This window comes from Streptomyces sp. NBC_00654 (genome assembly GCF_026341775.1).
Taxonomy (GTDB): Bacteria; Actinomycetota; Actinomycetes; order Streptomycetales; family Streptomycetaceae; genus Streptomyces.
In genome coordinates this window covers 1,554,834-1,580,076 of the sequence record NZ_JAPEOB010000001.1, presented here as the reverse complement: position 1 = coordinate 1,580,076, position 25,243 = coordinate 1,554,834, and the positions used below count along the sequence as shown (strand labels likewise).

Genomic DNA, 25,243 nt, shown 5'->3' with positions numbered 1-25,243 from the left:
CGGTGCTGCCGACTCCCGACTCCCAGCTCCCGGCTCCCGGCTCCCGGCTCCCGGCAGACTCCTACGGGTGCCCCGTGGACCGGACGGGGGCCGTTCCCGCTCCCAGCCGCGCCTGCTCCTCCTCGACGATCCGGCGGGCCATCGCCGTGTCCGACACATCGACGGCGTCCGGCGTCGACTCGGCGACCACGCTGCGGCGTGCGTACGCGTCGAAGAGCCGGGACTTGTTCTTCAGCATCCGCACCATCCGCTCGTCCACCCCGCCCGTCGCGAGCAGCCGGTGCACCCGGACCGAACGCAACTGCCCCATGCGATGGGCCCGCGCCACCGCCTGATGCTCAAGGGTCGGCTTGATCTGCGGCTCACAGATGATCACGACGGACGCGGCCTGCATGTTGAGTCCCACTCCCGCCGCCTCGATCTGCGCCACCAGCACCGCGTGCCCCGGTGCGGCGGTGAACTCGTCGACCAGTTGCTGGCGGCGTACGGGCGGCACGCTCCCCGAGAGCGGGCCGAACACCTGACCGCCGCCGGGGCCACGGGTACCGTCCAGCGCTTCCTTCACCGTTGCCAGGACATCCCTGAAGGTGGAGAACACCACCACCTTCAGCCCGTTCTCGGCGGCGTCCTCGACGATCTCGCCCAGCCGGTCCAGCTTGGCCGAATTCCCGGGGTGTGCGTAGGCCGCTCTGCGCATCGCCATGAAGTTGCCCTCGCGCACCGCCTCGCGGTAGGCGGCCTCGTCCGACGCGCTCAGCTCCTCCCACTCGTCCGTGTGCTGGAGCGTGGGCAGTTCGGTCAGGACGTCCTGCTGATTGCGGCGCAGGTAGACCGGTGCGACCGCCCGGCGGAAGCTCTTGGCACCGGCCGCACCGTCACGGTCACCGATGGCCTCGGCCAGCTGCGGCTGGAGGATCTGTACGAGACTGCGGAACTCGGCGACGCGGTTCTCCATGGGGGTGCCGGTCATGAAGAGAACGCGTTCGCAGTGCTCGGACCAGGCGGTCACGGTTCGGGAGCGGCGCGCCTGCGGGTTCTTGACGTAGTGGGCCTCGTCGACGACCAGCATCCCGAGCTCGCCGTTCGCGGGGACGGGAAAACCGCTCAGGGCGGTGAAGGTGGTCACTCCTACCCCGCCCCGGCTCTGCCAGTCGGCGAACGCCTCCTGCCGGTCGGGGCCGTGAAGAGGCGTCGCGCGCAGCTTGCTGCGGGCCTCGATCTCGCGTGTCCAGTTGATCAGGACGCCGGCCGGGCAGACGACCATGAAGTGGCTCTGCCCCTCGGCGGCGAGGTGGGACAGGGCCGCGATGGCCTGGATGGTCTTGCCGAGCCCCATCTCGTCGCCGAGGATCACCTTGCGCTGGGTGAGGGCGAAGCGTGCTCCGAAGGCTTGGTAGCCGCGCAGCGACACCCTGCGGTGGGTGTCGTCGAGCAGCTGGCCGCGGACCCGTTCGGCGACCTCGTCGGGCAGGAACCCCTCGGCGGCGTCGGGGTCGGGGCCGCCGCCGGAGATTTCCGCGAGCAGGCTGTAGTACTCGGCGGAGCGCAGCTCGAAGTCGACCCAGGCCGCCACGTCGGAAGGGGTACCACGCAGCAGATCGACCGAGGCCTGGGCGAGCAGTTCCGGCACTCCGCCCCGTACCGCCTCCTCGGTCGCCCCGCGGACCTCGGCGACCGCCTTGAGCGCCCGTTCCCGTTTGGCCCGCCCGGCCAGCAGCATGCGCAACCGCCCGCCGGCGGTCCTGGCCCCGGCCAGCAGCGGGCCGAGGCGCGCCGAGAGAACCGCGGCGGCGTCAACGGCGCGCCGCGCGTCGGGACCCGCCTCCACCAGGACGTACAGGGCCTCGACGAGTGCCGTGGTGCGGGGCTCCGGTGCGTCCACATCGATGTGGACGGCGACGGTCTCACGTACGGCATCGGATATCTGACGCGCCGCCGCGACGACCTGATCGGCGGTCCGCTGTCCCACGCCGGGAATCTGCCGCAACCGGTAGGGGCCCGCGTCGAGCACCTGCCGGACCGACCGCAGCCCGCTCTTCTTGATGTCGCCGAGCCTCAGCCTGCCCTCGGTGACCTCCTTCAGCCTGGCCACGGGGATGGCATCGAGCGCTTGCTCCACCGCCTCGTCGTGGATCGGCTTCAGCGCCGCCCGGACCGCCTCGACGGCCCTCCCGTGGTCACCGGCCACCGCCTGCGCGGCGTCGTGCAGCCGCACGCCCTCCGCGACCGCTTCCCGCTCACCGCGCCCCATCCCGCCCCGGCCTCTCTCATCGCACTGTGTCCCCGGATACCGCGGGCCATCCGATCATGACCGCCGTCGAGGTGCGCCTCTTCCTCACCCGCCACGGCCGCGCCCCGCCGGACCCCGTCCGGCGGGGCGCGGCTCGCTCGCGGCTGTGCCTGCCTAACGTACGGGGAACACACCACTTGCCAGGAGGTCCCGTGCCCCGTACTCGTCCGAGGAGATTCGCACGTCCCTTCGAGGCCATCGAGCCGCCGCGCAATGCCGAAGTCGTGATCGGCGTGGTGTCGATGACGGCTCTGGTGCTGGCCCTCGGCGCCCTGTCCGGGTCGCTGGTGTGGCTTCTGGGGCTCCTTGTGTTCCTGCCGGGGACGGCGTCGGCGCTGTGCACCGTACGGCAGACGCTGTTCGTCTCCGCGTGGACCACGATCGTGGTCATCGTCACCGTGGTGCTCCGGCACGGCGACGGGGCGTCGTGGGTCGACAGGTTCCTGATGATGCTGCTGACGCTCACCCTGGGCGCGGCCTCCGTCTACGCCTGCGACCGCCGTATCCACCGGGAGCACGAGATGCTGCGGATCCGCTCCACCGCCGCGGCGATGCAGCGCCACATCCTGCGCCCGCTGCCCCTGCTCACCGATGATGTCCTGGTCGACGGCGTGTACGAGCCCGTGCAGGAGGACCGGCTCGTCGGCGGCGACATCTACGACGTCGTCGCCTCCCCGTGGGGCACCCGGGTCCTGATCGGCGATGTCCAGGGCAAGGGCCTGCCCGCGGTGGGCGCCGCGTTCGCGGTCATCGGCGCGTTCCGCGAGGCGGCCCACCGGGAGCCCACCCTGACCGCGCTCGCCGACGCGCTCGACGCCTCTGTCGTACGGCACAACTCCTACGCCGCGCAGACCGGCGACGACGAACGGTTCGTCACCGCCCTGGTCGTCAACATCGACGCGCACAACGAGGTGCAGGTCATCAACTGCGGCCACATTCCGCCGCAGTTGCTCCACGACGCCGCGGTCAGCACCCCGGCCCTCGACTCCGGTGTCCCCCTCGGCCTGGCCGAACTCGCCACCGAACCCGCGACCGTCGACTGGTTCGCCTTCCCGCCCGGCGCGACGCTCCTGCTGACCACCGACGGACTCACCGAGACCCGCGCCGCCGACGGCACGTTCTACCCCATCACCGAACGGCTGGCCGAGCGTGTCTCGCTCTCCCCCACCGACCTGCCGCGCGCCCTCTACGACAACGCGCGCGCGTTCGCCGGGGACGGCAGCCAGCACGACGACGTCGCAGTCCTGTCCGTCCGCCGTTCACCGCTGCACTGAGCCGCGGCCCGGCAGACAGCGGGAAAGGGCCGGGCGGGTCCCCCTGTGGAGGGAGACCCGCCCGGCCCTGCCGTGTGGCTATCGGACGTCGTAGGCGCGGGTGATGGTCTGGGTGACCGCGTTGTCTTCGGAGTCCGTGAGGGTGGTCTTCAGCATGACCTGTTCGCCGGTGGCACCGGTGTGGTCGAGCGTGGCCGTCCACTTGCCGGCCCGCTGCTCGGTCGGCGCCTGGGTCCAGGTGGTGCCGCCGTCGTAGGAGTAGGAGACGGAGGCCTCCGTGATCCTGCCCGGGGTGTACCCGGCGTGACCCTCGACCGACAGACCGACCTTGATACCGCTCCGCGCGGGCAGCGTGTTCACGCTGTCCACCGGCAGGTCGTACGCCGGGAAGAGGATCGGTATGCCGCGGGAGTAGACGTCGGGCTCCAGGTGGGAGCGGAAGCTCCAGGTGGTGGTGACGGCGGTGGAACGCAGCCAGTTCCGGTCCGAGGTGTCGATCTTGGACAGGTTCTGGGTGAGTTCGTACGCGGAGTCCTCGGCCGGCACCTCGAACGCGTCGTACGGGTAGGTGCTTCTGGCGATCTCCTCGCCGTTGCGCTTCAGCAACAGGTTGCCGAGGTCGCCGAAGGACCCGCCGTAGGACCAGTGGTCGCCGGAGCCGTCGAGCCAGAGCGCACTCTGGAAGCCGATCAGATCGCCCTGCCGCTCGGCGGCCAGCGCCAGGTCGCCGTCGGTGTCGCGCGCCGCGGCCGGTCGCAGGAGGCCGCCGTACCACTCCTCGGTACGCCGGTCACCGGGCCGGTGGACGCGGTACTGGTCGGACATGAACGCGGCAAAGGGGAAGCTGGTCATCGCGCCGTGGAGCCAGGTGTCGTCGCCGGTCGTGTAGTAGGCGGTACGGGTGCCCGGCACCTTGACCGGAGCGAGCAGGCTCACCGGGATGGCGGTGTTCGTGTTCCAGGCGGGGAGGATGAACAGCCCGTCGAGGTAGTCGGCCTCCTTGCCGAGGGCGTTCCACTTCTCGGTGACCCGGGCCAGCCCGGCATCACTCGGGCGGTAGACCCGGTCGGACCGCAGCGGCCCCCCGGTCGGGAACGAGAGGTTGTAGACGTAGGACGAGCCGCCCTGCGAACCGGTGGCACGCCAGGTGGGCCGGAACTCGAAGAAGCCCTTCCGGGCCCGCCCTTCGACGGAGGCGTAGAACTTCTGCACGTTGCTGCCGGAAGAGAGCGATCCGTTCAGCTGCCAGGTGTCGTCCCACGTACGGCCGTAGCTGAGCGTGGTGCTGCTCACCTTGGAAGGACGGTCGGTCCGCGGGCTGAGCCGGTGTGCCTTGCGGGCGTCGAGGACGACGGTGGTGTCACCGGTGATCCGCAGCTGCGGGCGGCCGAGGTAGCCGATCGATTCGGGTGCGTTGTCCGCGTCGTAGGTGGCCACGAAACCGGCGAGTGCGTAGTCACCAGGGCGCACGCGGTACATCTGCTCGGCGGCGCCCTCGTTGCTGCGGCGCTCGCCCTGGTCGGTGTCGAGGCTGACCAGGTCCAGCGAGGAGGCGCCGTCCGCGGGCTTGCCGTTGCGGTCGACGACCTTGACCCGGAGGGTGACCGTTTCCGGCTGGACGTGGAGCGTGACCGGCACACTGACATGCGCGTCGCCGCCGGTGGCGATGACGCGGCCGGTGACGGCCCCGTACTGGGAGGCCTTGAGCCGGGCGGTGGGGTCGATACGCAGCGGCACGTTGACCGTGGCGCCCGCGGGAACGGTCACCTTGCTGTGTTCGAGCCTCATGATGCCGGAGCTGACATCGCTGCCGTCGTTGCCGTGCACACCGCTCACCCCGAGCTTCAGGGTGACTTCGTCGGTGCCGGTGTTGGTGAAGGGCACCTGCACGGTGGTGCGGTCGGAGGTGTCCTGCGGCCAGTTGTAGCTGCCGCCCTGGACGGCCGGTGCGGACAGCACCTTCTGGCGCACCGCGTCGAACACATCGAGCACGCCCGCCCCGGTCTGGTCGGCACCGGCGACCTTCCCGCCGGTACGGGCGGAGGAGACGAGGGCCGCCTTGATCTGCTGCGCGGTCCACTCCGGGTGGGCCTGGCGGACGATGGCAGCGGCGCCCGCGACGTGCGGGGTCGCCATGGATGTGCCCGACATCTCCCGGTAGGCGTAGGGGCCGCGTCCACCCGCGCTGGCGGCCGAGATACCGACGCCGGGGGCGGCGATCTCGGGCTTGAGGGTATGCGTGACGGCCACCGGGCCGCGGCTGGAGAACCACGCGGTGGTGTCGTCACGGTCGACGGCGCCGACGGTGAGCACGCCGGGCACACAGCCGGGCGAGGAAACGGTCTCGATGCCCGAACCGGCGTTGCCCGCGGCGACGACGAACAGGGTGCGCGTGTTCCGCGAGAGCTCCTTCGTGGCCTCCGCCAGCGGGTCGGAGCAGGTGCCGATGGCCGGGTTGCCCAGGCTCATGGAGACGACATCGGCCTTCTGGTCGACGGCCCACTGCATACCGGCGATGATCCAGGAGCTTTCGCCGGACCCCGAGTCGTTGAGGACCTTGCCGACGAGCAGGGAGGTCCCGGGGGCGACGCCTTTCCTGCGGCCGTCGTCGGCGGCTCCGGAGCCGCCGACGGTGGACGCGGTGTGAGTGCCGTGCCCCTGGCGGTCCGCGGTGCTCTGGGAGTCCGTGAAGTTCTTGGACGCGGCGATCCGGTTCACCAGGTCCGGGTGCTCGGCGTCCACGCCGGTGTCCAGCACGGCGACCCTGGTGCCCTTGCCGTCGTAGCCGGCGGCCCAGGCCTCCGGCGCGTGCACCTGCTTGGTCGACCGGTCCAACGTGGCCTCGACCTTGCTGTCCAGCCACAGCTTCTTCAACGTGGAGGCAGCACGCGAACGGGTGTCGGTGATGTCCTGCCAGAAGGCGGCGGCGGTGTCCTTGCCCGCCTTGAGCGCGACGCCGTTCACGGCGGGAAGCTCAAGGCCGCGCTTCGACCCACGAGGAGCCACCGGCAGGCTGTCGGCGACATCGACACGGTTCTGGTACGTGGCGATGAGCGGCAGCGCATCGGTGTTCGTGTCGTCGTATCCCTGACGTATCAGGCCGGTGACGTTGAACAGCTGCTCGTCGACCCTGCCTTCGGCGATCGCCCGGGAAACGCCCTCCGGATAGACGTAGAGGTCCTTGCCCAGCTGGAAGGTCTGCACGAGCGGCTGCGTGCCGTCCTCGTGGGGCAGCAGGGCCGCGGAGCTGCGGCCCGACGGGTCTGTGGTGACCAGCACCTTGTCGCCGGTGACGAGCGTGACCGTCACCTGCTTGCCGCCCGCCGGCGGGGTCCCGCCACCGACGATGGGCTTCTCTCCCGAAGCACCGTCAGGCGGTGTGGTCGCCGCCCCGGACGGTGCGACAGCGGTGACGCCCAGGACTGCGGCGGTCGCCGCGCCCAAGGCTATGCGCGCTATGGGATGCATGAGTCTCCCCTACTTGACGCCGTGAACATGCCAGGCTTGCGGCTGAATCCTGGCAGACATACGGAGCGCGTAGGCGTGCCACGCATGGCGGGTTCCCCACGTGACGGCATTCCGTCACGCGGTCACCTCCACTGCTCGTCACCGTCGGGAACCGCCGCCTCACACGGTCGCGGGGCGCGGCCGCCCTCCGTCCGACACCCTCCGCCGGACGCCCTCCGCCGGAACGTCGCCGTGGGGTCGCGACGCCGTGGGGTCGCGACGCCGTGGGGTCGCGACGCCGTGGGGTCGCGACGCCGTGGGGCGACGCCGCCCGCCGCCGGCCGTCCCGGGGCTGCCAGGAACTGCCGGCGCCGGTACCGGAGTGCTCGGCTCTCAGACAGACGGAGAGGGCGGGCACAGCCAGCCCGCACGTGCCGCGTGCCAGCCGAGCTGCAAGCGCGAGTCCACTCCGGCGAGGTCCATCAAACGGCGTATCCGCCGCTCCACCGTACGCACGGAGAGACCGAGCTGGGACGCCGTCCGCCGGTCCGAGATGCCCGCCAACAGCCGTGCGAGGACCTCCAGTTCCCCCTCGGTCGGCTGATCGGCCGCAGGTTCCTCGGGCGCCCCCGTGGTCGTGTACATCGGCCGGGCCTGGGCCCATTCCTTCTCGAAGAGATGGACCAGGGCCGTCAGCAGGCCGCTGCGGTGCACCACGATCGCGCTCGGCTCACCACCGGAGTCCGCCATGTCCAGTGGCACCATGGCGCGTTCCCGGTCCGACACGACCATCTTCAGCGGCAGCGAGTCGACCAGGCGCAGGTCGAGGCCCGCCATGACAGCCGTCCGCACATCCCGCACGATGTCGTGACCGTCCAGATAGTCCTTGGCGGCGACGACCCGGAAGTCGACTCCGCGATCCAGCGCGGAACTCTCCGCCGTGTCGGTGTCCTCGCGCGGCACCGCGATGGGCGCGCCGACGAGGAAGACGAGCAACTCCCGCTGGGCCCCGCTCTGCAATTGGTGGAACCGGTGCGCGACCTGCTCCACACCGACGACCACCTCCACGACACCCCCCGCGGTCTGTGCGGCGGTACTGCGGTACTGCTCGCTAAGGATCGAGAAGGCGGTCTCGGCATGGTGAAGCGCGTTGCGCTGCTCGACAAGGAGCGGAGCCAGGGCCACCGAGGGCGGTGTGAGCCGATAGCGGGCGGGCGGCGGGCCGGCCTCGCCCTCGGCGGGTTCGGGCGACCCGCTCGCGGCCTCCGCCACGACAGCCACCAGGCCCCGCGCCGCCAGGTCATCGAGGATCTTGACGCTCTCGGCCTCGTCGAGTCCGGTCTGCCGGGCCAGGTCCCGCGCGGAACCGGTGGGTGTGGCCAGCAGCGCCGTATAGATGACCTCTTCGCCCGGTCCCAGTCCCAGCGCCTGCAGCATCCGGCTCCTCCTCGGGGCGGCCACCGTACCGCCCCGGCGCAACTCGCCCGCGCCGAGCGGATCTTCTCGGCCGAACCCTATGCCTCCGCCAGGAGGCCGCCATCGGCCGTTCACCCGGCCGGTCCGCGACGGCCGTTGCCGGATGTCGCGAACTCGCCGCGGACCGGCCGGGTGCGCCGGGGCGGAGAAATCCATGGCACACCGACGGGACCGCACAGGTGGACCATTCCCGCCCTGCCCCCTGCCGCAGGCACGGCGTGCTCGACAAGACCGTGGGCGGCTCCGAGGAGAAGAGCTGATGGCCTACGTCCATGACGAAGCGAATGCGGCGAGTCGGAGGCAGAGTGACGACGGGACGACCAACAGCACGAGCAGCGGTGACCAGGGGCCGGACTCAACACCGCCCCGCCCCTTCCGACCTGCACATTTAGCCGATCAGTACGCACAGCATGCGGACGATTACACGCAGAAGGGGGACATTCAACACAGGGCTCCCATCTCCGGAAACGCTGGTTTCGAAGATCCCGCCCCGCACGCATCCAGCACGGTGAAGAGCCATCCAGCACAGCCCGGGGTTCACCCAAGACCAGTAACCATTGTGTACACATGAGACATCCGGTACCTTTGAGCATATGACGCAGATGCCCATTGAGTCCATCCGCGACGTCCGCGCACACTTGGCCGAGGTCGTCGAACGCGCCGATCGCGACGACACGCCCACAGTCATCACGCGACGAGGCAAAGAAGTTGCCGCCGTCGTGTCGATAGAGGTGCTCCGCAAGTACCAGGAATGGGAAGAGCGCGAGATCAACCGCCTCATCGACGAGCGCATGGCGACCCGGTCGGCCGGCATCCCGATCGAGGACGTCATGAAGGAGACGCTGGCGCGAAGTGAGTGAGTACCGCACCGTCTTCCACCCGGAAGCCCGAGCCGAACTCCGCAAGGTTCCGCGCGACACCGCGCTCCGCATCCTGACCAAGCTGACGGAACTGGAAACCGACCCGTTCGGCTTCAACACCACCGCGCTCGTTTCCCAGCCCGAGCGCCGCCGTCTCAGAATCGGCGACTACCGCGTCATCTACACCGTCGAAAACGGCGAACTGATCGTGTGGGTCATCCGCGTCGGACACCGCTCCACGATCTACGACACCTGAATCGCCCTGACGGAGAATCCGAATATCCAGCACCGATCCAGCACCGATCCAGCACGGGAAAACGAAGGGGCCCGCCTCCGAGGAGACGGACCCCTTCCGACCCGCACATTCAACCGGTTCTGAACGAAGTGCTGATCTCTGCCCGCCTGATGCACCCGAGCGGCATCGGAGGCATCGGCCCGCATCGACCAGGGCTCGTTCATCTCATCGTCACGCCGGGGCGGAGTCACGACTGGGTGATCTTCTGGTCACGCCCGGCCTGGAACACCTGTGCTTTGCCGCTCGCATGGGCTGTCATCTTCAGGGAGGAAGGGGGACCGCTGGTGTTCTCTTGTGTGAGGACCGTGCTGAGGTGCCTGAGGGCGTCAAGAGCGTTCGGCTGTGCGACGAGTAACCCGAGAAAGTACCCGTTCCATGCGGCGATCAGTGCGGCGCGTTTGTGTTCGTCACCCGCTGGCAGAGAATCGACGAGGACCCTCCGGTTCCCTTCGAAATCCACATGGACCGCGTCGGCGGACTCGGGTCGGAACCGTTGCCAGAGCGCTACGACGCTGTCCCTCGCACGGTGCCAGGCATCCGTAGCCATTGCCGAAACGATGGCAGTGCCAGCCGCACCGGCTACTGCGACGATCTGCGGGTCCGCCCATTCCCCCTGGAAGACGCGGAACGATCTCGTGACTTCTGGTGCTGTTGTGACCCTAAAGTCGCATACAACAAGTCATCAGCTATAGCGCGCATTTGATGGCTCGCGACAGGGGGCTGTCAGTGGCGCCCTGCATGCTGGAGGGCGAGCCGAGGCCAAGGGGGATGCACCACATGGGTGGAGTCGACACGGCACGGGGCATGGGGTTCCAGACAGCGTGCGCCATTCTCCAGCTGATCCGCACTCCGGACCAGTATCCGGAGGCAGAGACCTTCCGGGTGGAGGGCGCCGACGAGGCCATCGACTTCGAGGTGAGGGACGCGCGGGGACGACCGCTGCTGCTCGCCCAGGCGAAGACCCGGGTGGAACCGCGCACCTGGTCGGGACCGGAGCTGGTGCGGCTCGCCCGCCGCTGGGGCGAGGCCGACCCCGACAAATCGCCTCCACGGCGGCCCTCGCCACGACCATCTCCTGAGCAACTGGCGGTCTGGGGGTCGTTCACGTGGTACGTCGGTCCACCGTTTACGACACCTGATCAACCGCTGCCCATACGTCAGAACATCCAGCGCCCATCCAGCATGGTGACGCCAAAGGGGTCGGACCCGACGGAGTCCGACCCCTTCCCACCTGCACGCTTGACCAATCAAGTCACGTGCAGTGCACACGACTACACGTTGAAGCGGAACTCCACCACGTCGCCGTCCTGCATGACGTAGTCCTTGCCTTCCATGCGGGCCTTGCCCTTGGCGCGGGCCTCGGCGACCGAGCCCGTTTCGACGAGGTCCTCGAAGGAGATGATCTCCGCCTTGATGAAGCCCTTCTGGAAGTCGGTGTGGATCACACCGGCCGCCTCGGGGGCCGTGGCGCCCTTCTTGATCGTCCAGGCGCGGGCTTCCTTCGGGCCTGCCGTGAGGTAGGTCTGGAGGCCCAGGGTGTCGAAGCCGACGCGGCCGAGGGTGGCCAGGCCGGGCTCTTCCTGGCCCATGGACTGGAGGAGTTCCAGGGCTTCGTCGTCGTCCAGCTCGATGAGCTCGGACTCGATCTTGGCGTTCAGGAAGATGGCCTCGGCGGGGGCGACCAGGGCGCGCTGGGCGTTCTTGAAGTCCTCGTCGACCAGCTCGTCCTCGTCGACGTTGAAGACGTAGAGGAAGGGCTTGGTGGTGAGCAGGTGCAGCTCGTGCAGGAGCCGGCCCTTCTCGGTGGACGCGGTGATGCCCGCGGCGAAGAGCGTCTCGCCGGACTCCAGGATCTTCTGAGCCTCCTCGACGGCGGCCAGTACCGCCACCTTCTCCTTCTGGAGGCGGGACTCCTTCGTGAGGCGCGGGACGGCCTTCTCGACCGACTGGAGGTCGGCCAGGATCAGCTCGGTGTTGATCGTCTCGATGTCGTCCTTGGGCGAGACCTTGCCGTCGACGTGGACGACGTTCTCGTCCTTGAAGGCGCGGATGACCTGGCAGATCGCGTCGGACTCGCGGATGTTCGCGAGGAACTTGTTGCCCAGCCCCTCACCCTCGCTCGCGCCGCGGACGATGCCCGCGATGTCGACGAAGTCGACGGTGGCGGGGAGGAGCTTCTGCGAGTTGAAGATCTCCGCGAGCTTGTTCAGGCGCGGGTCCGGGACGCCGACCACGCCGACGTTCGGCTCGATCGTGGCGAACGGGTAGTTGGCCGCCAGCACGTCGTTCTTGGTCAGGGCGTTGAACAGGGTCGACTTGCCGACATTCGGCAGACCGACGATTCCGATCGTGAGCGACACTTTGGCGACTTCCTGGAGTGAGGAGGTGAGGAGGGGTAGTCGTGCTGTTCGGGCCAGGCCTCGGAGTGGACCGATTCTCCAGTTTACGGGCGGCGGCGGGCGGCCCGGCACGGGTCCGCCCGAGGTCCGCCGGAGGCCTGCCGGAGGTCCCCGCCCGGTCGCCAGGCAGGGCCGAACAGGTCGGTATTCGGCCGTGTGACATCGAACTCAACCCCAAGGTCGGCCAAAGCGCGTGTCCAACGCCTGATTCCTCACGCCTCGCGACCTACGTTGTGCAGGTGGAGCAGCACAGGACACGACCCCCGCAGCGCAGGCAGCCTCAGCAGGCCCCGCCGGCCCCGTCCCCGCAGGGCGCACTCGGCGAGAGTGCCGCCGTCTATCGGGTGATGGGTACGCCGGGAGCCCGGACCCGCTCGCTGCCGCCCGCGGTGGCGGCACTGCGCAGGTTCCCCAACCCCCGGCTGACCGGCATCGGGGCGGGGCTCTTCGCCGCCGTCACCATGTTCGTCCTGGCCTGCCTCGACCGGCTGCTGTTCGACAGCTCGGAGATTGTCTACGGGCTGCTGTTCCTGCCGGTGAGCGCGCTCACCGCACTCTGGGTGCGCCCCGCCGACCTCGTCACCGCGCCGATCAGCGTGCCGATCGCCTTCGCCGTCGGTGTCATCCCGGTCTCCGGGGGCACCGGAGGCCTGGGCGGTCAGACGATGGCCGTCGTCACCGCGCTCGCCGTGCACGCCGGCTGGCTGTACGGCGGCACTCTCGTCGCCGGGCTCATCGCCACCGTACGCAAGGTCCGGCACATGCGGGCCAAGCGGCGGCATCCGGTCCCGGCGGTCCAGCCGGTCCGCGCCGCTCAGTCGGCCCAGACCGCCGCCCGTACCGGACAGTCCGTGGCGGGCGCCGCGCGCCGCCCCCAGCGCCCGTAGCCCCGCGGGCGGGACCGCGGGCCGACGGCCGCGGGACCCTGCGGCCCGCGGCGGGGACTACTTCTCCGCCGCCGCCGCCATCGCCGCGCCCACGATCCCCGCGTTGTTCTGCAGCTCCGCCGGGACGATCTCGGCCCGTACGTTTTCGATCAGCGGCAGGAACTTGTCCGCCTTGCGGCTGACACCGCCGCCGATGATGAACAGCTCGGGCGAGAACAGCATCTCCACGTGTGCCAGATACTTCTGTACCCGGTGCGCCCAGTGGTGCCAGCTGAGGTCCTCGTCCTCCTTGGCCTTCGTGGACGCGTGCTTCTCCGCGTCGTGGCCGTGCAGCTCCAGGTGGCCGAGCTCGGTGTTGGGGACGAGGCGGCCGTCCGTGAAGACCGCGCTGCCGATGCCCGTACCGAAGGTCAGCATGATGACCGTGCCTTTGCGTCCCCGTCCCGCGCCGAAGGTCATCTCGGCGACTCCCGCCGCGTCGGCGTCGTTGAGGATCGTGACGGGCTGCCCGATCCGGTCGCCCAGCAGGGTGCGTGCGTCCGTGCCGATCCAGCCCTTGTCGACATTGGCCGCGGTGCGGGTGACGCCGTCCGTGACGACCCCGGGGAACGTGACGCCGATCGGGCCGGACCAGCCGAAGTGGCCGACGACCTCGGCCACGCAGTCGGCCACGCCCTTGGGCGTGGCCGGCTGCGGTGTCAGTACTTTGTGGCGCTCCTGCGCCAGGTCTCCGCGGTCCAGGTCCACGGGAGCGCCCTTGATCCCGGATCCGCCGATGTCCACGCCGAAGATCTGCATGGAATCCACCGTACGGGCAGGCCGGACGCCGCGCCCGCCTACTCGGCGGAAAGGGCTGCCGCCTCGGCGCGCAGGTCGCGGCGCAGTTCCTTGGGCAGCGAGAAGGTGATCGACTCGTCGGCCGTCTTCACCGTCTCGACATCGGCGTAGCCGCGCTCGGCCAGCCATTCCAGCACGCCGTCCACCAGTACGTCGGGGACGGAGGCGCCGGAGGTGAGGCCGACCGTGGTCACGCCCTCCAGCCAGGCCTCGTCGATCTCGCTCGCGAAGTCGACCAGGTGGGCGGCCGGGGCGCCCGCGTCGAGGGCGACCTCGACCATGCGGATGGAGTTCGAGGAGTTCTTGGAGCCGACGACGATGACCAGTTCGGCGTCCTGGGCCAGCTTCTTCACCGCGATCTGACGGTTCTGCGTGGCGTAGCAGATGTCGTCGCTGGGCGGCGAGAGAAGGTTCGGGAACTTGCCCCTGAGGGCGTCGACCGTCTCCATCGTCTCGTCGACCGAGAGCGTGGTCTGCGAGAGCCAGACGACCTTCGACTCGTCGCGGACCTTCACGTTCGCCACGTCCTCGGGGCCGTCGACCAGTGTGATGTGGTCCGGGGCCTCGCCGCTCGTGCCGATGACTTCCTCGTGGCCCTCGTGTCCGATCAGGAGGATGTCGTAGTCCTCCTTGGCGTACCGGACGGCCTCCTTGTGGACCTTGGTGACCAGCGGGCACGTGGCGTCGATCGTGGCGAGCCTGCGCTCGGCGGCCTCGGCGTGGACGGCCGGCGCGACACCGTGCGCGGAGAACATCACGATGGAGCCCTCGGGGACCTCCGCGGTGACGTCGACGAAGATCGCGCCCTTCTTCTCCAGGGTCTGCACGACGTACTTGTTGTGCACGATCTCGTGGCGCACGTAGATCGGGGCCCCGTACTGCTCCAGGGCCTTCTCCACGGCGATCACGGCACGGTCCACGCCCGCGCAGTAGCCACGGGGAGCGGCGAGCAGGACACGGCGGGCAGGAGTTGCAGTCATGCGTCCCATCGTAAGGCCGTACCGAACAGGCGCCGGTCCGGCCGGGTCGGGAGACTGTTGGCGACGTGGGTGTGCACGGACGGCGATGGAGGTCGGATGTCGGGAAGCAGCAGCACGGAGCGGGCCACCTTGCGGCGCACGCTCGGCTTCCGGGATCTGGTGGTCTACGGGCTGCTGTTCATCGCTCCGATGGCGCCGGTCGGCGTGTTCGGGACGCTCGACGCGAAGTCCGACGGCGCGGTCGCGCTCGTCTACATCGCGGCGACCGTCGTCATGGCGTTCACCGCCTTCAGCTACGCCCAGATGGTGCGGGTCGCCCCACTGGCGGGTTCGGTGTTCGCGTATGCCCGCAAGGGGCTCGGGGAGGGGCCGGGATTCATCGCCGGGTGGATGGCGATGCTCGACTATCTGCTGATCCCCGCGGTCGCCTATCTCTTCTCCGGGATCGCGATGAACGCGCTGGTCCCCGAGGTGTCGCGCTGGGTGTGGACGGCCATCGCGGTCGTGCTGACCACACTGCTCAACCTGTGGGGGGTACGGGCCGCGGCCCGGGTCGGCTTCGCCGTGCTGGCCATGGAGATCGCGGTGCTGCTGGTGTTCGTGGTGTCGGCGGTGGTGGTGCTCGTACGCGACGGCGCGCAGCGCGGCTGGCTGTCGCCGCTCACCGGCGATTCCGGGTTCTCGATGACGGCGGTGCTGGGGGCGGTGTCGGTCGCCGTGCTCTCGTATCTGGGCTTCGACGCCATCGCCTCGTTCGCCGAGGAGGTGACCGGCGGTTCGGCGAAGGTGGCGCGGGCGGTGCTGTTCTGCCTGGTGCTCGCGGGCGTGCTGTTCATCGCCCAGTCCTATCTGGCCGCGCTGCTGGAACCGGTCAGCTCGGCGGAGCTGGCGGCCGATCCGGCGAAGCAGGGGTCCGCGTTCTACGACGCGGTCGACGCCTCGGTGGGGACCTGGCTGCACGATCTGGTGGCCGTCAGCAAGGCGATCGGTGCGGCGTTCGCCGCGCTGGCGGGGCAGGCGGCGGCCGGGCGGCTGGTGTTCGCGATGGCGCGCGAGCGGCGGCTGCCGCCGTTCCTGGCGAAGGTCGACCCGAAGTCCGGCGTACCGCGGGTCGCGATCCTGGGCGCGGCCATCGTGACGCTGGTGGCGGCGGTGTGGGCGGCCCGGCGCGACGACGGGCTGGACCATCTGGTGTCGGTCGTCGACGTGGGCGCGCTGACGGCGTTCGTGCTGCTGCACGCGTCGGTGGTCGGCTGGTTCGCCGTACGCCGGATGGAGGGGCCGCCGAGCTGGTGGCGCCATGTGGTCATCCCCGTGGTGGGTGCCGCGGTGCTGATCGCGGTGATCGTGGAGGCGACGGCGAGCGCCCAGGTGGTCGGGCTGTGCTGGCTGGCGGTGGGGCTGGTGGTGCTCGCGGTGCAGTGGGGGCGGCGCCCCGGGGCCGGCGTGGGTGCGGGGAGCCCCGGTGGGAGCGGCGGGAGCTGAGGCAGGGGGAAGCGGAGGGAGCCGAGGGAGCGGTGGGGGTGGTGGGAGCGGTGCGGGGTGGTGGGAGCCGTGGGAGCGGTGCGGGGTGGTGGAGGCCGTGGGAGCGGTGCGGGGTGGTGGAGGCCGTGGGAGCGGTGGGGCGTGAGCGGGCCCGAGTGCCTGTCCGCCCCTTCCTGTCGGCGCCTGCCGATACGCTCCTTCGCATGGCTCTCAATACGTCCGCGGAAGCACCGCTGCCCGTCGGCGAGGTGTCCCGGCTCATCGGGGGGTGGATCGACCGGCTCGGTGCGATCTGGGTCGAGGGGCAGATCACCCAGCTGTCGCGGCGGCCCGGTGCCGGGGTCGTCTTCCTGACCCTGCGCGATCCGTCGCACGACATCTCCGTGAGCGTGACCTGCTACCGGCAGGTCTTCGACCGCATCGCCGATGTGGTGACGGAGGGTGCGCGGGTCGTCGTTCTCGCCAAGCCGGAGTGGTACGCGCCCCGGGGGCAGCTCTCCCTCCGGGCGACGGAGATACGGCCGGTCGGCATCGGGGAACTGCTGGTCCGGCTGGAGCAGCTGAAGAAGTCGCTCGCCGCGGAGGGGCTCTTCGCGCTGGACCGCAAGAAGCCGCTGCCGTTCCTGCCGCAGTTGATCGGTCTGGTCTGCGGGCGGGCCTCCGCGGCCGAGCGCGATGTCCTGGAGAACGCCCGCCGCCGCTGGCCCGCGGTGCGGTTCGAGGTGCGCAACACCGCGGTGCAGGGCGTGCACGCGGTGAATCAGGTGGTCGAGGCGGTCGAGGAGCTGGACGCCCTGGACGAGGTCGACGTGATCGTCGTCGCCCGCGGCGGCGGCAGCGTGGAGGACCTGCTGCCGTTCTCCGACGAGCAGCTGATCCGGGCGGTGGCCGCGTGCCGTACGCCGGTGGTGTCCGCGATCGGGCACGAGCCGGACTCCCCGCTGCTGGACCTGGTGGCGGATCTGAGGGCGTCGACGCCCACGGACGCCGCGAAGAAGGTCGTCCCGGACGTGGGTGAGGAGCTGGACCGGGTGCGGCAGTTGCGGGACCGGGCGCTGCGCACCGTACGGGGTGTCCTGGACCGGGAGGAGCGGGGGCTGGCCCATGCGCTGGGCCGCCCGTCGATGGAGCGTCCCCACCGGCTGGTGGACGAGCGGGCCGCGGAGGTGGACGCGCTCGTCGGGCGGAGCCGCCGGGTGCTCGGTCATCTGCTGGACCGCGCCGATTCGGAGCTCGCGCACACCCGGGCCCGGGTGGTCTCGCTGTCGCCCGCCGCGACACTGGAGCGGGGTTATGCCGTGCTCCAACGGCCGGACGGGCATGTGGTGCGCTCCCCCGCCGACGCCGGGGCGCCCGGCGAACCGCTGCGGGCGCGGGTGTCGGAGGGCGAGTTCACCGTACGGGTGGAGGGGTGAGCCCCTCACGTTGTTTTCCCAGCTCACGAATAGGGTGGATCACATGACGGACGACGGGACGGCGACGGCCGCCGCGACAGGCACGCTCGGGTACGAGCAGGCGCGGGACGAGCTGATCGAGGTCGTGCGGCGCCTGGAGGCGGGCGGCACGACGCTGGAGGAGTCGCTGGCCCTGTGGGAGCGGGGCGAGGAGCTGGCCAGGGTCTGCCGGCACTGGCTGGAGGGCGCCCGCGCCCGGCTGGACGCGGCTCTGGCCCACCCGGAGGAGCCCGCCCGGGCCCCGGGCGCCGACGGCTGAGCCGTACGGCGGATGGCGGGCGGCCTGGTGGGGAACGGCGGCCCGGCGGGCGCGGAGGAAGCGTGGGGCGGCCCCGTGTGCGGCCTCCCGTGCCGACCCCGTGTGCGGCCCCGTATGCGGCCTCCCGTGTAGGCCCCGTGTGCGGCCTCCCGTGCTGTCGAGTGGGTCATTCGTGCTGTGGAGTGGATCACTCGGGAACAGGTTTAGTTGAAAGTTAACCTACTTCTCGGCTACGGTGACGTCGTCGCTTGATCCCCCCTTGTTCGTCCGGAAGGTAATCCGCAAGATGTCCCTCGCTCTTGACCCCGCCGCCCAGGACCTCCTCTTCCGCGAGGCCCGTACCGCCAACACGTTCACCGACGAGCCGGTGACCGATGAGCAGGTCCAGGCGATCTACGATCTGGTCAAGTTCGGCCCCACCGCCTTCAACCAGTCGCCGCTGCGCGTCGTCCTGGTCCGCTCCGCCGAGGGCCGCGAGCGCCTCGTGAAGCACATGGCCGAGGGCAACCAGGCGAAGACCTCGACCGCCCCGCTCGTCGCGATCCTCGCCGCCGACAACGAGTTCCACGAGGAGATCCCGGCGCTGCTGCCGCACTTCCCGCAGGCCAAGGACGCGTTCTTCTCCGAGCGCCCGGTCCGCGAGTCGGCCGCCCTGCTGAACGCCGCGCTCCAGGCCGCGTACTTCATCATCGGCATCCGCGCCGCCGGTCTGGCCGCCGGCCCGATGACCGGCTGCGACGCCGCGGGCATCCAGAAGGAGTTCCTGGACGACGACCACACCCCGCTGATGGTCGTCAACATCGGCAAGCCGGGCGAGGACGCCTGGTTCCCGCGTCTGCCGCGCCTGTCGTACGACGAGGTCGTCACGACCGTCTGAGCCGTCCGGGCCCGCGGGGTCCGGCACCGCCGGACCCCTCCGGATCCGCGGCCGCTCCGCGGAGATCCCGAACGAAAGCGCCCGGCCGGGCATTCCCGGCCGGGCGCTTTCGTGTGTGCGCTCCGACGCCCGTCAGGGAGTGGTCTTCAGGGCGGCGGCCATTTCCACCAGCCGCGCCTTGGGCGCCGAGCCCGTGACCACGGTGGTCGAGCCCTTGTCGTGGAGCACGAGGGCGTCGTACTTCGGGCCCTCCCAGTGCTGCCACGTGCGGCCCGCCACGTCCTCGGTGCGCCCGGTGTTCTTCGCGTTCCGGGTGACCTGGGCGACGTACTTCCTCGCCGGGGAGGTGGACTGCTCGACCGCTACGTACTTCCTGTCCGGGTCGAGGAAGCCGAGGTGCCAGTTGTTGCCCGCCGCGCCCTCGTACGAGACGGAGGTCGACTTCCAGCCCTTCCCCAGGTCGTCCGGGGCGGCCACCGGATACGGTGCCGCGCGCCTGGCCGTCGCGAGTTCCACCCGGAAGTCGACGGCCTCGATGGGATCGGCCTTCTCGTCATGCGGAATGAAGACGTAAATGCCCCCCGCGACCGCGGTGATCACCATCATCGACAGGAACATGTCCCGGACCGTCTGCTTGCCTCGCTTGCTCGCCACGCGCTCCATGGTGGCATGAGGCCCCGACCCTCCGACCGCGGGGACGGCCACTCGCACCCGGCCCGGCACCGGCCGCTCATACGTGACCCGCTCTGCTCATTTTATCGACCTACCGATAGAGTCACAGCACCCTCTTTTCCGGTCGTCGTCGTACAGAAAGGTGCGCTCCGATGTCCGAGCATCATCTGCCGTCCCAACTGGAGGTCTCCCCGGAGGCCCCCGACCGCAACCTGGCCCTTGAACTGGTCCGGGTCACCGAGGCCGCCGCCATGGCCGCCGGGCGCTGGGTGGGCCGCGGCGACAAGATCGGCGCCGACGGCGCCGCTGTGAAGGCCATGCGCACCCTCGTCTCCACCGTCTCGATGAACGGCGTCGTCGTCATCGGTGAGGGCGAGAAGGACGAAGCCCCCATGCTGTTCAACGGCGAGCGCGTGGGCGACGGCACCGGCCCGGAGGTCGACATCGCCGTCGACCCGATCGACGGGACCACGCTCAACGCCAAGGGCATGCCGAACGCGATCGCCGTCCTGGCCGCCGCCGATCGCGGCGCCATGTTCGACCCGTCCGCCGTCTTCTACATGGACAAGCTGGTCACCGGCCCCGAGGCCGCGGACTTCGTCGACATCAACGCGCCCGTGGCGGTGAACATCCGGCGTGTCGCACGGGCCAAGAACTCCACGCCCGAGGACGTCACCGTCGTCATCCTCGACCGCCCCCGCCACGAGGGCATCGTCAAGGAGATCCGGGAGACGGGCGCCCGGATCAAGTTCATCTCCGACGGCGATGTCGCGGGCTCGATCATGGCGGCCCGTGAGGGCACCGGCGTCGACCTACTGATGGGCATCGGCGGCACACCCGAGGGCATCATCTCGGCGTGCGCCATAAAGTGCCTCGGCGGCGTCATCCAGGGCAAGCTCTGGCCCAAGGACGATGCCGAGCGTCAGCGTGCGCTGGACGCCGGGCACGACCTGGACCGGGTGCTGTCGACCGACGACCTGGTCAGCGGCGACAACGTGTTCTTCGTGGCGACCGGAATCACCGACGGTGAACTGATGCGCGGTGTGCGGTACCGCGCGGAGACGGCGACCACCGAGTCGATCGTCATGCGTTCCAAGTCGGGCACGATCCGGAAGATCGACTCGACCCACCGGCTGTCGAAGCTGCGCGCCTACAGCGCGATCGACTTCGACCGCGCGAAGTAGCACCCGCGCACAGCGGCAGGAACCACGCGTGGCGGTAAGCGTGAAGCAGTCGAGGGGGGGAGGGGCCGCCGGACCGGCGGCCCCTCCCCCCCTCGGCGGCCTCAGCCCGCCGCGGCTATCCGTCCTGTCGGCGCTGCGGACTTGAGCTCGATGTCGCGCCTGCGGCGCCGGGCGAGCACCACGCGGCGTTCGGCGGCGGTCAGTCCGCCCCACACCCCGTACGGCTCGGGTTGCATCAGGGCGTGCTCCTGGCACGCTTCCATCACCGGGCAGCGGGCGCAGACCCGCTTGGCGGCCTCCTCGCGGGACAGTCGGGCAGCAGTCGGCTCCTTCGACGGGGCGAAGAACAGCCCGGCTTCGTCCCGGCGGCACACCGCCTCCGAATGCCAGGGACCCGCCTGGTCTTCCCGAGCGGGAGTGCGCTGGGAAGGAACGGCGGCGACCTGCAGAGTCTGATGCGGCGGTTGCAGCACGGCCTACTCCTGACGACGGCTTCGCGAGCAAGAGACGATGCAGCATTCCCTACCCGCTGTGCGCGTGCCTAAGCACTGCGTGGCACCGGCTTCCGGAGCACGAAATTGCACCCGGCGCGCACTTTGGCCGGAACCAGAAGCCCGCCCGCCGCCCCGCTCAGCGGCCCAGGTGTTTGCGTAGTTGGTCGTGGAGGTCGGCAATGAACTTGCCCCGCTTGGGCTTTGCCTCCACGTTCCCGAAGACGGAATAGCCGTTCACCACGACAACCGGTGCTTCCGGGTCGGCGGATTCCAGCGTCACCACTTCGAAATTACCGAAAACACCCGTGCCGCTGCCGCGCAGCGAGATGTTCTGCGGCACCTTGATCTCGACACTGCCGAAGATGGACGTCGCGTTGATGACCGTGAGTCGTTGGCCGAAAAGCGCTTCCGTCAGATCGATCTCCACGCTGCCGAACAGCGCGAAGGCGTTCGTCCGGCCACCGACCCGCCAACGCCCCTTCCTGGTCGAGCTGCTGAAGACCGCCACGAGGTTGTCCGCCGGTCCGGCGGGGGCCTCGGGGCCGTACGCGTAGGGGCGGGCCTGCGCACCGGCCTGCGGAGCGGTGGCGCCGGTCGCGGGCAGGTCACGGACGAGGGGTTCCAGTTCACCGACGGTCTTGGCGCGGTAGACCAGATCGATCCGCTCGGCGTGCTCCTCGGCGGTCAGCCGGCCCTCGGCCATGGCGTCCCGGAGGATGTCCGCGATCCGGTCGCGGTCGGCGTCGGAGGCCCGGATGCCGGCCGGCGCGGGCTCAGCCGGGGCGACGGGCTGCTGGGGCTGCTTTTCGAGGTCCACCGAACCAGCCTACCCAAACGCGATAGATCGCGACTAGGGGCTGTCCCGGCGATCCGGCCATTCCGTCCGCCACGCTTCTTCCGGGGTGCTCCGTCCGGGTGCTCCGTCCGGGGTGCTCCGCCGTCCGCCAGGTGAGCCCTACCTCACAGGATCGGGAGCCGTACAGGGTTCTACCCTGGTGGGTGCGCTGTCCAAGGGAGGCCAGCCACCGTCGCCGAGTGAGGAATGGCCGTAATGCCAGAGTTTGCGTACTCCGATCTGCTCCCCCTGGGAGAGGACACCACGCCCTATCGTCTGGTGACCGCCGAGGGTGTCTCCACCTTCGAGGCCGACGGCCGTACGTTCCTCAAGGTCGAGCCGGAGGCCCTGCGCACGCTCGCCGCCGAGGCCATGCACGACATCTCGCACTTCCTGCGCCCCGCCCACCTCGCGCAGCTGCGCCGGATCGTGGACGACCCCGAGGCCTCGTCGAACGACAAGTTCGTCGCGCTCGACCTCCTGAAGAACGCGAACATCTCCGCCGCGGGTGTCCTGCCGATGTGCCAGGACACCGGTACGGCGATCGTCATGGGCAAGCGCGGCCAGAACGTGCTGACGTCGGGCGGTGACGAGGAGGCCCTGTCGCACGGCATCTTCGACGCGTACACCAAGCTCAACCTGCGCTACTCGCAGATGGCCCCGCTGAACATGTGGGACGAGAAGAACACCGGTTCCAACCTCCCGGCGCAGATCGAGCTGTACGCCACCGACGGCGGCGCGTACAAGTTCCTCTTCATGGCGAAGGGCGGCGGCTCGGCCAACAAGTCGTTCCTCTTCCAGGAGACCAAGGCGGTCCTCAACGAGGCCTCCATGATGAAGTTCCTGGAGGAGAAGATCCGTTCGCTGGGGACCGCGGCCTGCCCGCCGTACCACCTGGCGATCGTCGTCGGCGGTACGTCGGCCGAGTTCGCGCTGAAGACCGCGAAGTACGCCTCCGCGCACTACCTGGACGAACTGCCCGCCGAGGGCTCCCCGGCCGGGCACGGCTTCCGGGACCAGGAGCTGGAGCAGAAGGTCTTCGAGCTGACGCAGAAGATCGGGATCGGCGCGCAGTTCGGCGGCAAGTACTTCTGCCACGACGTACGCGTGGTCCGGCTCCCCCGGCACGGCGCCTCGCTGCCCGTCGCCATCGCCGTGTCCTGTTCCGCGGACCGCCAGGCCACCGCGAAGATCACCGCCGAGGGCGTCTTCCTGGAGCAGCTGGAGAAGGACCCGGCGCGCTTCCTGCCGGACACCACCGACGACCACCTGGACGAGGCGGCGGACGTCGTCCGGATCGACCTGAACCGGCCGATGGACGACATTCTCGCCGAGCTGACCAAGTACCCGGTCAAGACCCGGCTCTCGCTGACCGGCCCGCTGGTCGTGGCGCGCGACATCGCGCACGCCAAGATCAAGGAGCGGCTGGACGCGGGTGAGGAGATGCCGCAGTACCTGAAGGACCACCCGGTGTACTACGCGGGTCCGGCGAAGACGCCCGAGGGGTACGCCTCCGGCTCCTTCGGCCCGACGACGGCCGGCCGCATGGACAGTTATGTCGCGCAGTTCCAGGCGGCGGGCGGCTCCAAGGTGATGCTGGCCAAGGGCAACCGGTCCCGGCAGGTCACCGACGCGTGCGACGCGCACGGCGGCTTCTACCTGGGCTCGATCGGCGGCCCGGCGGCGCGCCTCGCGCAGGACTGCATCAAGAAGGTCGAGGTCGTCGAGTACGAGGAGCTCGGCATGGAGGCGGTCTGGAAGATCGAGGTCGAGGACTTCCCCGCGTTCATCGTGGTCGACGACAAGGGCAACGACTTCTTCACCGAGCCCGCCCCGGCGCCGACCTTCACCAGCATTCCGGTACGGGGCCCCGGCCTCGGCTGACGGGCCGACGGCTGACGGACTGACGGGCTGACGGACTGACGGGCTGACGGACTGACACGCTGACACGCTGACGGGGGCGTTCCGGACGGAGCGCCCCCGTCAGCACGCTCTCAGCCGTCCCGGCCGCCCGAACTGCCCTCGCCGTGCCGACTGCCCCCGCCGTGCCGGCCGTCCTGGCCCGCCCCGTCCTCCCGTGCTTCCGCGCCCGGCGGCCCCGGACCGTCCGGCACGTCCGAGCCGTTCAGCAGGCCCGATGTGGCGACCAGATACCCGAGCTGGGCCCGGCTGTTGCTGCCCAGCTGCTCGGAGACCTTGCGCATGTGCTCCGCGACGCTGCGCCGGCTCATGCCGATGCGCCGGGCGATCGCCGCGTCCGTCTCGCCGTTGACGACCGCCCGCAGGATCGTGCGCTGGAGGTCGGAGGTGATGACCGGGGTGCGCAGCGGCGCGCGTTCCGGGCGGACGGGGACCGAGCGGGCCCACGCCTCGTCGAAGTGCCGGACCAGGAAACGGACCAGGGGCGGATGCTGGATGCGCAGCGCGTGGTGCGGCTCGTCGGAGAACGGGATGAACGCGAGGTCCTGGTCGAACACGATGATCCGGTCGACGACTTCGGGGAGCGTCCTGATCTCGGCGCCCGCCGCGGTCACCTGTTCGATGTACGAGAGCGTCGTGCGGTCCGAGCGGACGGTGTGCTGGTAGATCGTGCGCTGCCGGATGCCGCGCCGCAGATTGCGCAGGTCCCGGGGCAGCGACTCCTCCAGGACGTGTGCCGGGCGTCCGCCGCCCGGGTGGGCCGTGCGTACCGACTCGCGGCAGCCGCTGACCCCCGCGTCGAGCGCCTTGTTGATCACGGCGTGGCCGGAGAGCCGGGTGAGGGCGGGCTGTTCGAGCCGGTGCACATCGGCGTACAGCCCCTCGAAGGCGGCGAGGGTGGCGCGCGCCGAGCGGAGTGTGCGGCGCCGTTCGAGGATCGCCTCCTCGATGGGGGCGAGTGCGGCGAACGAGGCGGTCTCCGGCGGTACGGGGATCATGAAACCCGGTGACTCCCGGTCGGCCACCATCAGGTGCAGGGCACGCAGACAATCGGCCACCTCGTCCTGCGGCAGGCTGCCCTCGACGAGGGCGCGCCGGTAGGTCGCCAGTGACGCCTCGCAGGGCCGCTCCGGATTCGGGCGGTCCGGCGACGATTCGCGGCAATCACATACCGGTGGGAGGGAATGATCGTGCTGCACAAGTATGCAGATTACCTTTGTACAAACGGGGCGACATCGGTGAGCGCCGCGGCTGGACGAGTATGTGCGGGTGACGCCCGGTATCAACGGCACCGACAGCCAATCGAACAGTCCATCGG

General features: G+C 70.0%; 21 protein-coding genes. 10 read left to right on the top strand and 11 right to left on the bottom strand.

The genetic code is table 11. The annotated features are described in order from the left end of the window. Positions 1-61 precede the first annotated feature (61 nt). Positions 62-2,251, bottom strand: coding sequence for a DEAD/DEAH box helicase (locus OHA98_RS06925; protein ID WP_266923391.1), 2,190 nt, complete (start codon positions 2,249-2,251; stop codon positions 62-64). 191 nt (positions 2,252-2,442) lie between these two features. Between OHA98_RS06925 and OHA98_RS06920 the strand changes: the two genes are divergently transcribed. Next, entirely contained in the window at positions 2,443-3,564 is a 1,122-nt protein-coding gene (locus tag OHA98_RS06920) for a PP2C family protein-serine/threonine phosphatase (RefSeq protein WP_266923390.1), read from the top strand. 78 nt (positions 3,565-3,642) lie between these two features. On the opposite strand, the gene OHA98_RS06915 is transcribed toward OHA98_RS06920, so the two are convergent. Continuing rightward, complete coding sequence (locus OHA98_RS06915; protein WP_266923388.1) at positions 3,643-7,032, bottom strand: S8 family serine peptidase; 3,390 nt, start codon at positions 7,030-7,032, stop codon at positions 3,643-3,645. 372 nt (positions 7,033-7,404) lie between these two features. Then, positions 7,405-8,448, bottom strand: a complete 1,044-nt coding sequence (locus OHA98_RS06910) for a LuxR family transcriptional regulator (RefSeq protein ID WP_266923386.1) — start codon at positions 8,446-8,448, stop codon at positions 7,405-7,407. Between the two features lie 632 nt (positions 8,449-9,080). On the opposite strand from OHA98_RS06910, the gene OHA98_RS06905 reads away from it, so the two are divergent. Together OHA98_RS06905 and OHA98_RS06900 are read left to right on the top strand one after the other, a co-directional pair. Further along, a complete protein-coding gene (locus OHA98_RS06905; RefSeq protein WP_266923385.1) occupies positions 9,081-9,347 on the top strand; it encodes a type II toxin-antitoxin system Phd/YefM family antitoxin in 267 nt (88 codons plus the stop codon). After that, positions 9,340-9,603 (top strand): type II toxin-antitoxin system RelE/ParE family toxin, encoded by a 264-nt coding sequence (locus OHA98_RS06900; protein WP_266923383.1) that lies wholly within the window; start codon positions 9,340-9,342, stop codon positions 9,601-9,603. The genes OHA98_RS06905 and OHA98_RS06900 overlap by 8 nt, the downstream gene beginning before the upstream one ends. A 226-nt stretch (positions 9,604-9,829) precedes the next feature. Here the strand turns inward: OHA98_RS06900 and OHA98_RS06895 are convergent, their stop codons facing one another. Together OHA98_RS06895 and ychF are read right to left on the bottom strand one after the other, a co-directional pair. Next, entirely contained in the window at positions 9,830-10,189 is a 360-nt protein-coding gene (locus tag OHA98_RS06895) for a hypothetical protein (RefSeq protein ID WP_266923381.1), read from the bottom strand. A gap of 724 nt (positions 10,190-10,913) precedes the next feature. Further along, on the bottom strand, positions 10,914-12,002 hold the full coding sequence (gene ychF / locus OHA98_RS06890; protein ID WP_266923379.1) for a redox-regulated ATPase YchF: 1,089 nt from the start codon (positions 12,000-12,002) through the stop codon (positions 10,914-10,916). Positions 12,003-12,388: 386 nt separating this feature from the next. On the opposite strand from ychF, the gene OHA98_RS06885 reads away from it, so the two are divergent. Further along, complete coding sequence (locus OHA98_RS06885) at positions 12,389-12,928, top strand: DUF6542 domain-containing protein (protein ID WP_266927769.1); 540 nt, start codon at positions 12,389-12,391, stop codon at positions 12,926-12,928. Between the two features lie 57 nt (positions 12,929-12,985). On the opposite strand, the gene ppgK is transcribed toward OHA98_RS06885, so the two are convergent. Next, complete coding sequence (ppgK, locus tag OHA98_RS06880) at positions 12,986-13,726, bottom strand: polyphosphate--glucose phosphotransferase (protein WP_266923377.1); 741 nt, start codon at positions 13,724-13,726, stop codon at positions 12,986-12,988. A gap of 38 nt (positions 13,727-13,764) precedes the next feature. After that, entirely contained in the window at positions 13,765-14,754 is a 990-nt protein-coding gene (locus tag OHA98_RS06875; protein ID WP_266923375.1) for a 4-hydroxy-3-methylbut-2-enyl diphosphate reductase, read from the bottom strand. An 87-nt stretch (positions 14,755-14,841) separates the two neighbouring features. Between OHA98_RS06875 and OHA98_RS06870 the strand changes: the two genes are divergently transcribed. From OHA98_RS06870 to OHA98_RS06855, 4 genes are all read left to right on the top strand, one after another. Further along, positions 14,842-16,230 (top strand): APC family permease, encoded by a 1,389-nt coding sequence (locus tag OHA98_RS06870; protein WP_266923373.1) that lies wholly within the window; start codon positions 14,842-14,844, stop codon positions 16,228-16,230. Positions 16,231-16,433: 203 nt separating this feature from the next. Further along, the gene (gene xseA, locus OHA98_RS06865; RefSeq protein ID WP_266923372.1) at positions 16,434-17,645 is read left to right on the top strand and encodes an exodeoxyribonuclease VII large subunit; all 1,212 of its coding nucleotides are present in this window, start codon (positions 16,434-16,436) and stop codon (positions 17,643-17,645) included. Between the two features lie 43 nt (positions 17,646-17,688). Beyond that, positions 17,689-17,943 (top strand): exodeoxyribonuclease VII small subunit, encoded by a 255-nt coding sequence (locus tag OHA98_RS06860; RefSeq protein ID WP_266923370.1) that lies wholly within the window; start codon positions 17,689-17,691, stop codon positions 17,941-17,943. A 286-nt stretch (positions 17,944-18,229) separates the two neighbouring features. Continuing rightward, entirely contained in the window at positions 18,230-18,820 is a 591-nt protein-coding gene (locus OHA98_RS06855; protein ID WP_266923368.1) for a malonic semialdehyde reductase, read from the top strand. Between the two features lie 132 nt (positions 18,821-18,952). Here the strand turns inward: OHA98_RS06855 and OHA98_RS06850 are convergent, their stop codons facing one another. Continuing rightward, the gene (locus OHA98_RS06850; RefSeq protein WP_266923366.1) at positions 18,953-19,483 is read right to left on the bottom strand and encodes a DUF4245 domain-containing protein; all 531 of its coding nucleotides are present in this window, start codon (positions 19,481-19,483) and stop codon (positions 18,953-18,955) included. 161 nt (positions 19,484-19,644) lie between these two features. Between OHA98_RS06850 and glpX the strand changes: the two genes are divergently transcribed. Continuing rightward, positions 19,645-20,676, top strand: coding sequence for a class II fructose-bisphosphatase (gene glpX, locus OHA98_RS06845; RefSeq protein ID WP_266923364.1), 1,032 nt, complete (start codon positions 19,645-19,647; stop codon positions 20,674-20,676). 101 nt (positions 20,677-20,777) lie between these two features. On the opposite strand, the gene OHA98_RS06840 is transcribed toward glpX, so the two are convergent. After that, positions 20,778-21,149, bottom strand: a complete 372-nt coding sequence (locus OHA98_RS06840) for a WhiB family transcriptional regulator (RefSeq protein WP_266923363.1) — start codon at positions 21,147-21,149, stop codon at positions 20,778-20,780. Between the two features lie 157 nt (positions 21,150-21,306). Then, positions 21,307-21,987 (bottom strand): DUF1707 domain-containing protein, encoded by a 681-nt coding sequence (locus tag OHA98_RS06835; protein ID WP_266923361.1) that lies wholly within the window; start codon positions 21,985-21,987, stop codon positions 21,307-21,309. A gap of 234 nt (positions 21,988-22,221) precedes the next feature. Between OHA98_RS06835 and OHA98_RS06830 the strand changes: the two genes are divergently transcribed. After that, positions 22,222-23,889 carry a fumarate hydratase gene (locus OHA98_RS06830; RefSeq protein WP_266923359.1) on the top strand — a complete coding sequence of 556 codons (1,668 nt, stop codon included), beginning with the start codon at positions 22,222-22,224 and terminating at the stop codon, positions 23,887-23,889. 110 nt (positions 23,890-23,999) lie between these two features. On the opposite strand, the gene OHA98_RS06825 is transcribed toward OHA98_RS06830, so the two are convergent. Further along, on the bottom strand, positions 24,000-25,124 hold the full coding sequence (locus OHA98_RS06825; RefSeq protein ID WP_323179524.1) for a LuxR C-terminal-related transcriptional regulator: 1,125 nt from the start codon (positions 25,122-25,124) through the stop codon (positions 24,000-24,002). Positions 25,125-25,243: the final 119 nt, after the last annotated feature.

Coding starts and splice junctions, on each gene's coding strand:
- OHA98_RS06925 (WP_266923391.1), bottom strand. CDS start 2,251: ATGGGGCGCGGTGAGCGGGAAGCGGTCGCGGAGGGCGTGCGGCTGCAC.
- OHA98_RS06915 (WP_266923388.1), bottom strand. CDS start 7,032: ATGCATCCCATAGCGCGCATAGCCTTGGGCGCGGCGACCGCCGCAGTC.
- OHA98_RS06910 (WP_266923386.1), bottom strand. CDS start 8,448: ATGCTGCAGGCGCTGGGACTGGGACCGGGCGAAGAGGTCATCTATACG.
- OHA98_RS06905 (WP_266923385.1), top strand. CDS start 9,081: ATGACGCAGATGCCCATTGAGTCCATCCGCGACGTCCGCGCACACTTG.
- OHA98_RS06895 (WP_266923381.1), bottom strand. CDS start 10,189: ATGGCTACGGATGCCTGGCACCGTGCGAGGGACAGCGTCGTAGCGCTC.
- OHA98_RS06885 (WP_266927769.1), top strand. CDS start 12,389: ATGGGTACGCCGGGAGCCCGGACCCGCTCGCTGCCGCCCGCGGTGGCG.
- ppgK (WP_266923377.1), bottom strand. CDS start 13,726: ATGCAGATCTTCGGCGTGGACATCGGCGGATCCGGGATCAAGGGCGCT.
- OHA98_RS06875 (WP_266923375.1), bottom strand. CDS start 14,754: ATGGGACGCATGACTGCAACTCCTGCCCGCCGTGTCCTGCTCGCCGCT.
- OHA98_RS06870 (WP_266923373.1), top strand. CDS start 14,842: ATGTCGGGAAGCAGCAGCACGGAGCGGGCCACCTTGCGGCGCACGCTC.
- xseA (WP_266923372.1), top strand. CDS start 16,434: ATGGCTCTCAATACGTCCGCGGAAGCACCGCTGCCCGTCGGCGAGGTG.
- OHA98_RS06860 (WP_266923370.1), top strand. CDS start 17,689: ATGACGGACGACGGGACGGCGACGGCCGCCGCGACAGGCACGCTCGGG.
- OHA98_RS06855 (WP_266923368.1), top strand. CDS start 18,230: ATGTCCCTCGCTCTTGACCCCGCCGCCCAGGACCTCCTCTTCCGCGAG.
- OHA98_RS06850 (WP_266923366.1), bottom strand. CDS start 19,483: ATGGAGCGCGTGGCGAGCAAGCGAGGCAAGCAGACGGTCCGGGACATG.
- glpX (WP_266923364.1), top strand. CDS start 19,645: ATGTCCGAGCATCATCTGCCGTCCCAACTGGAGGTCTCCCCGGAGGCC.
- OHA98_RS06830 (WP_266923359.1), top strand. CDS start 22,222: ATGCCAGAGTTTGCGTACTCCGATCTGCTCCCCCTGGGAGAGGACACC.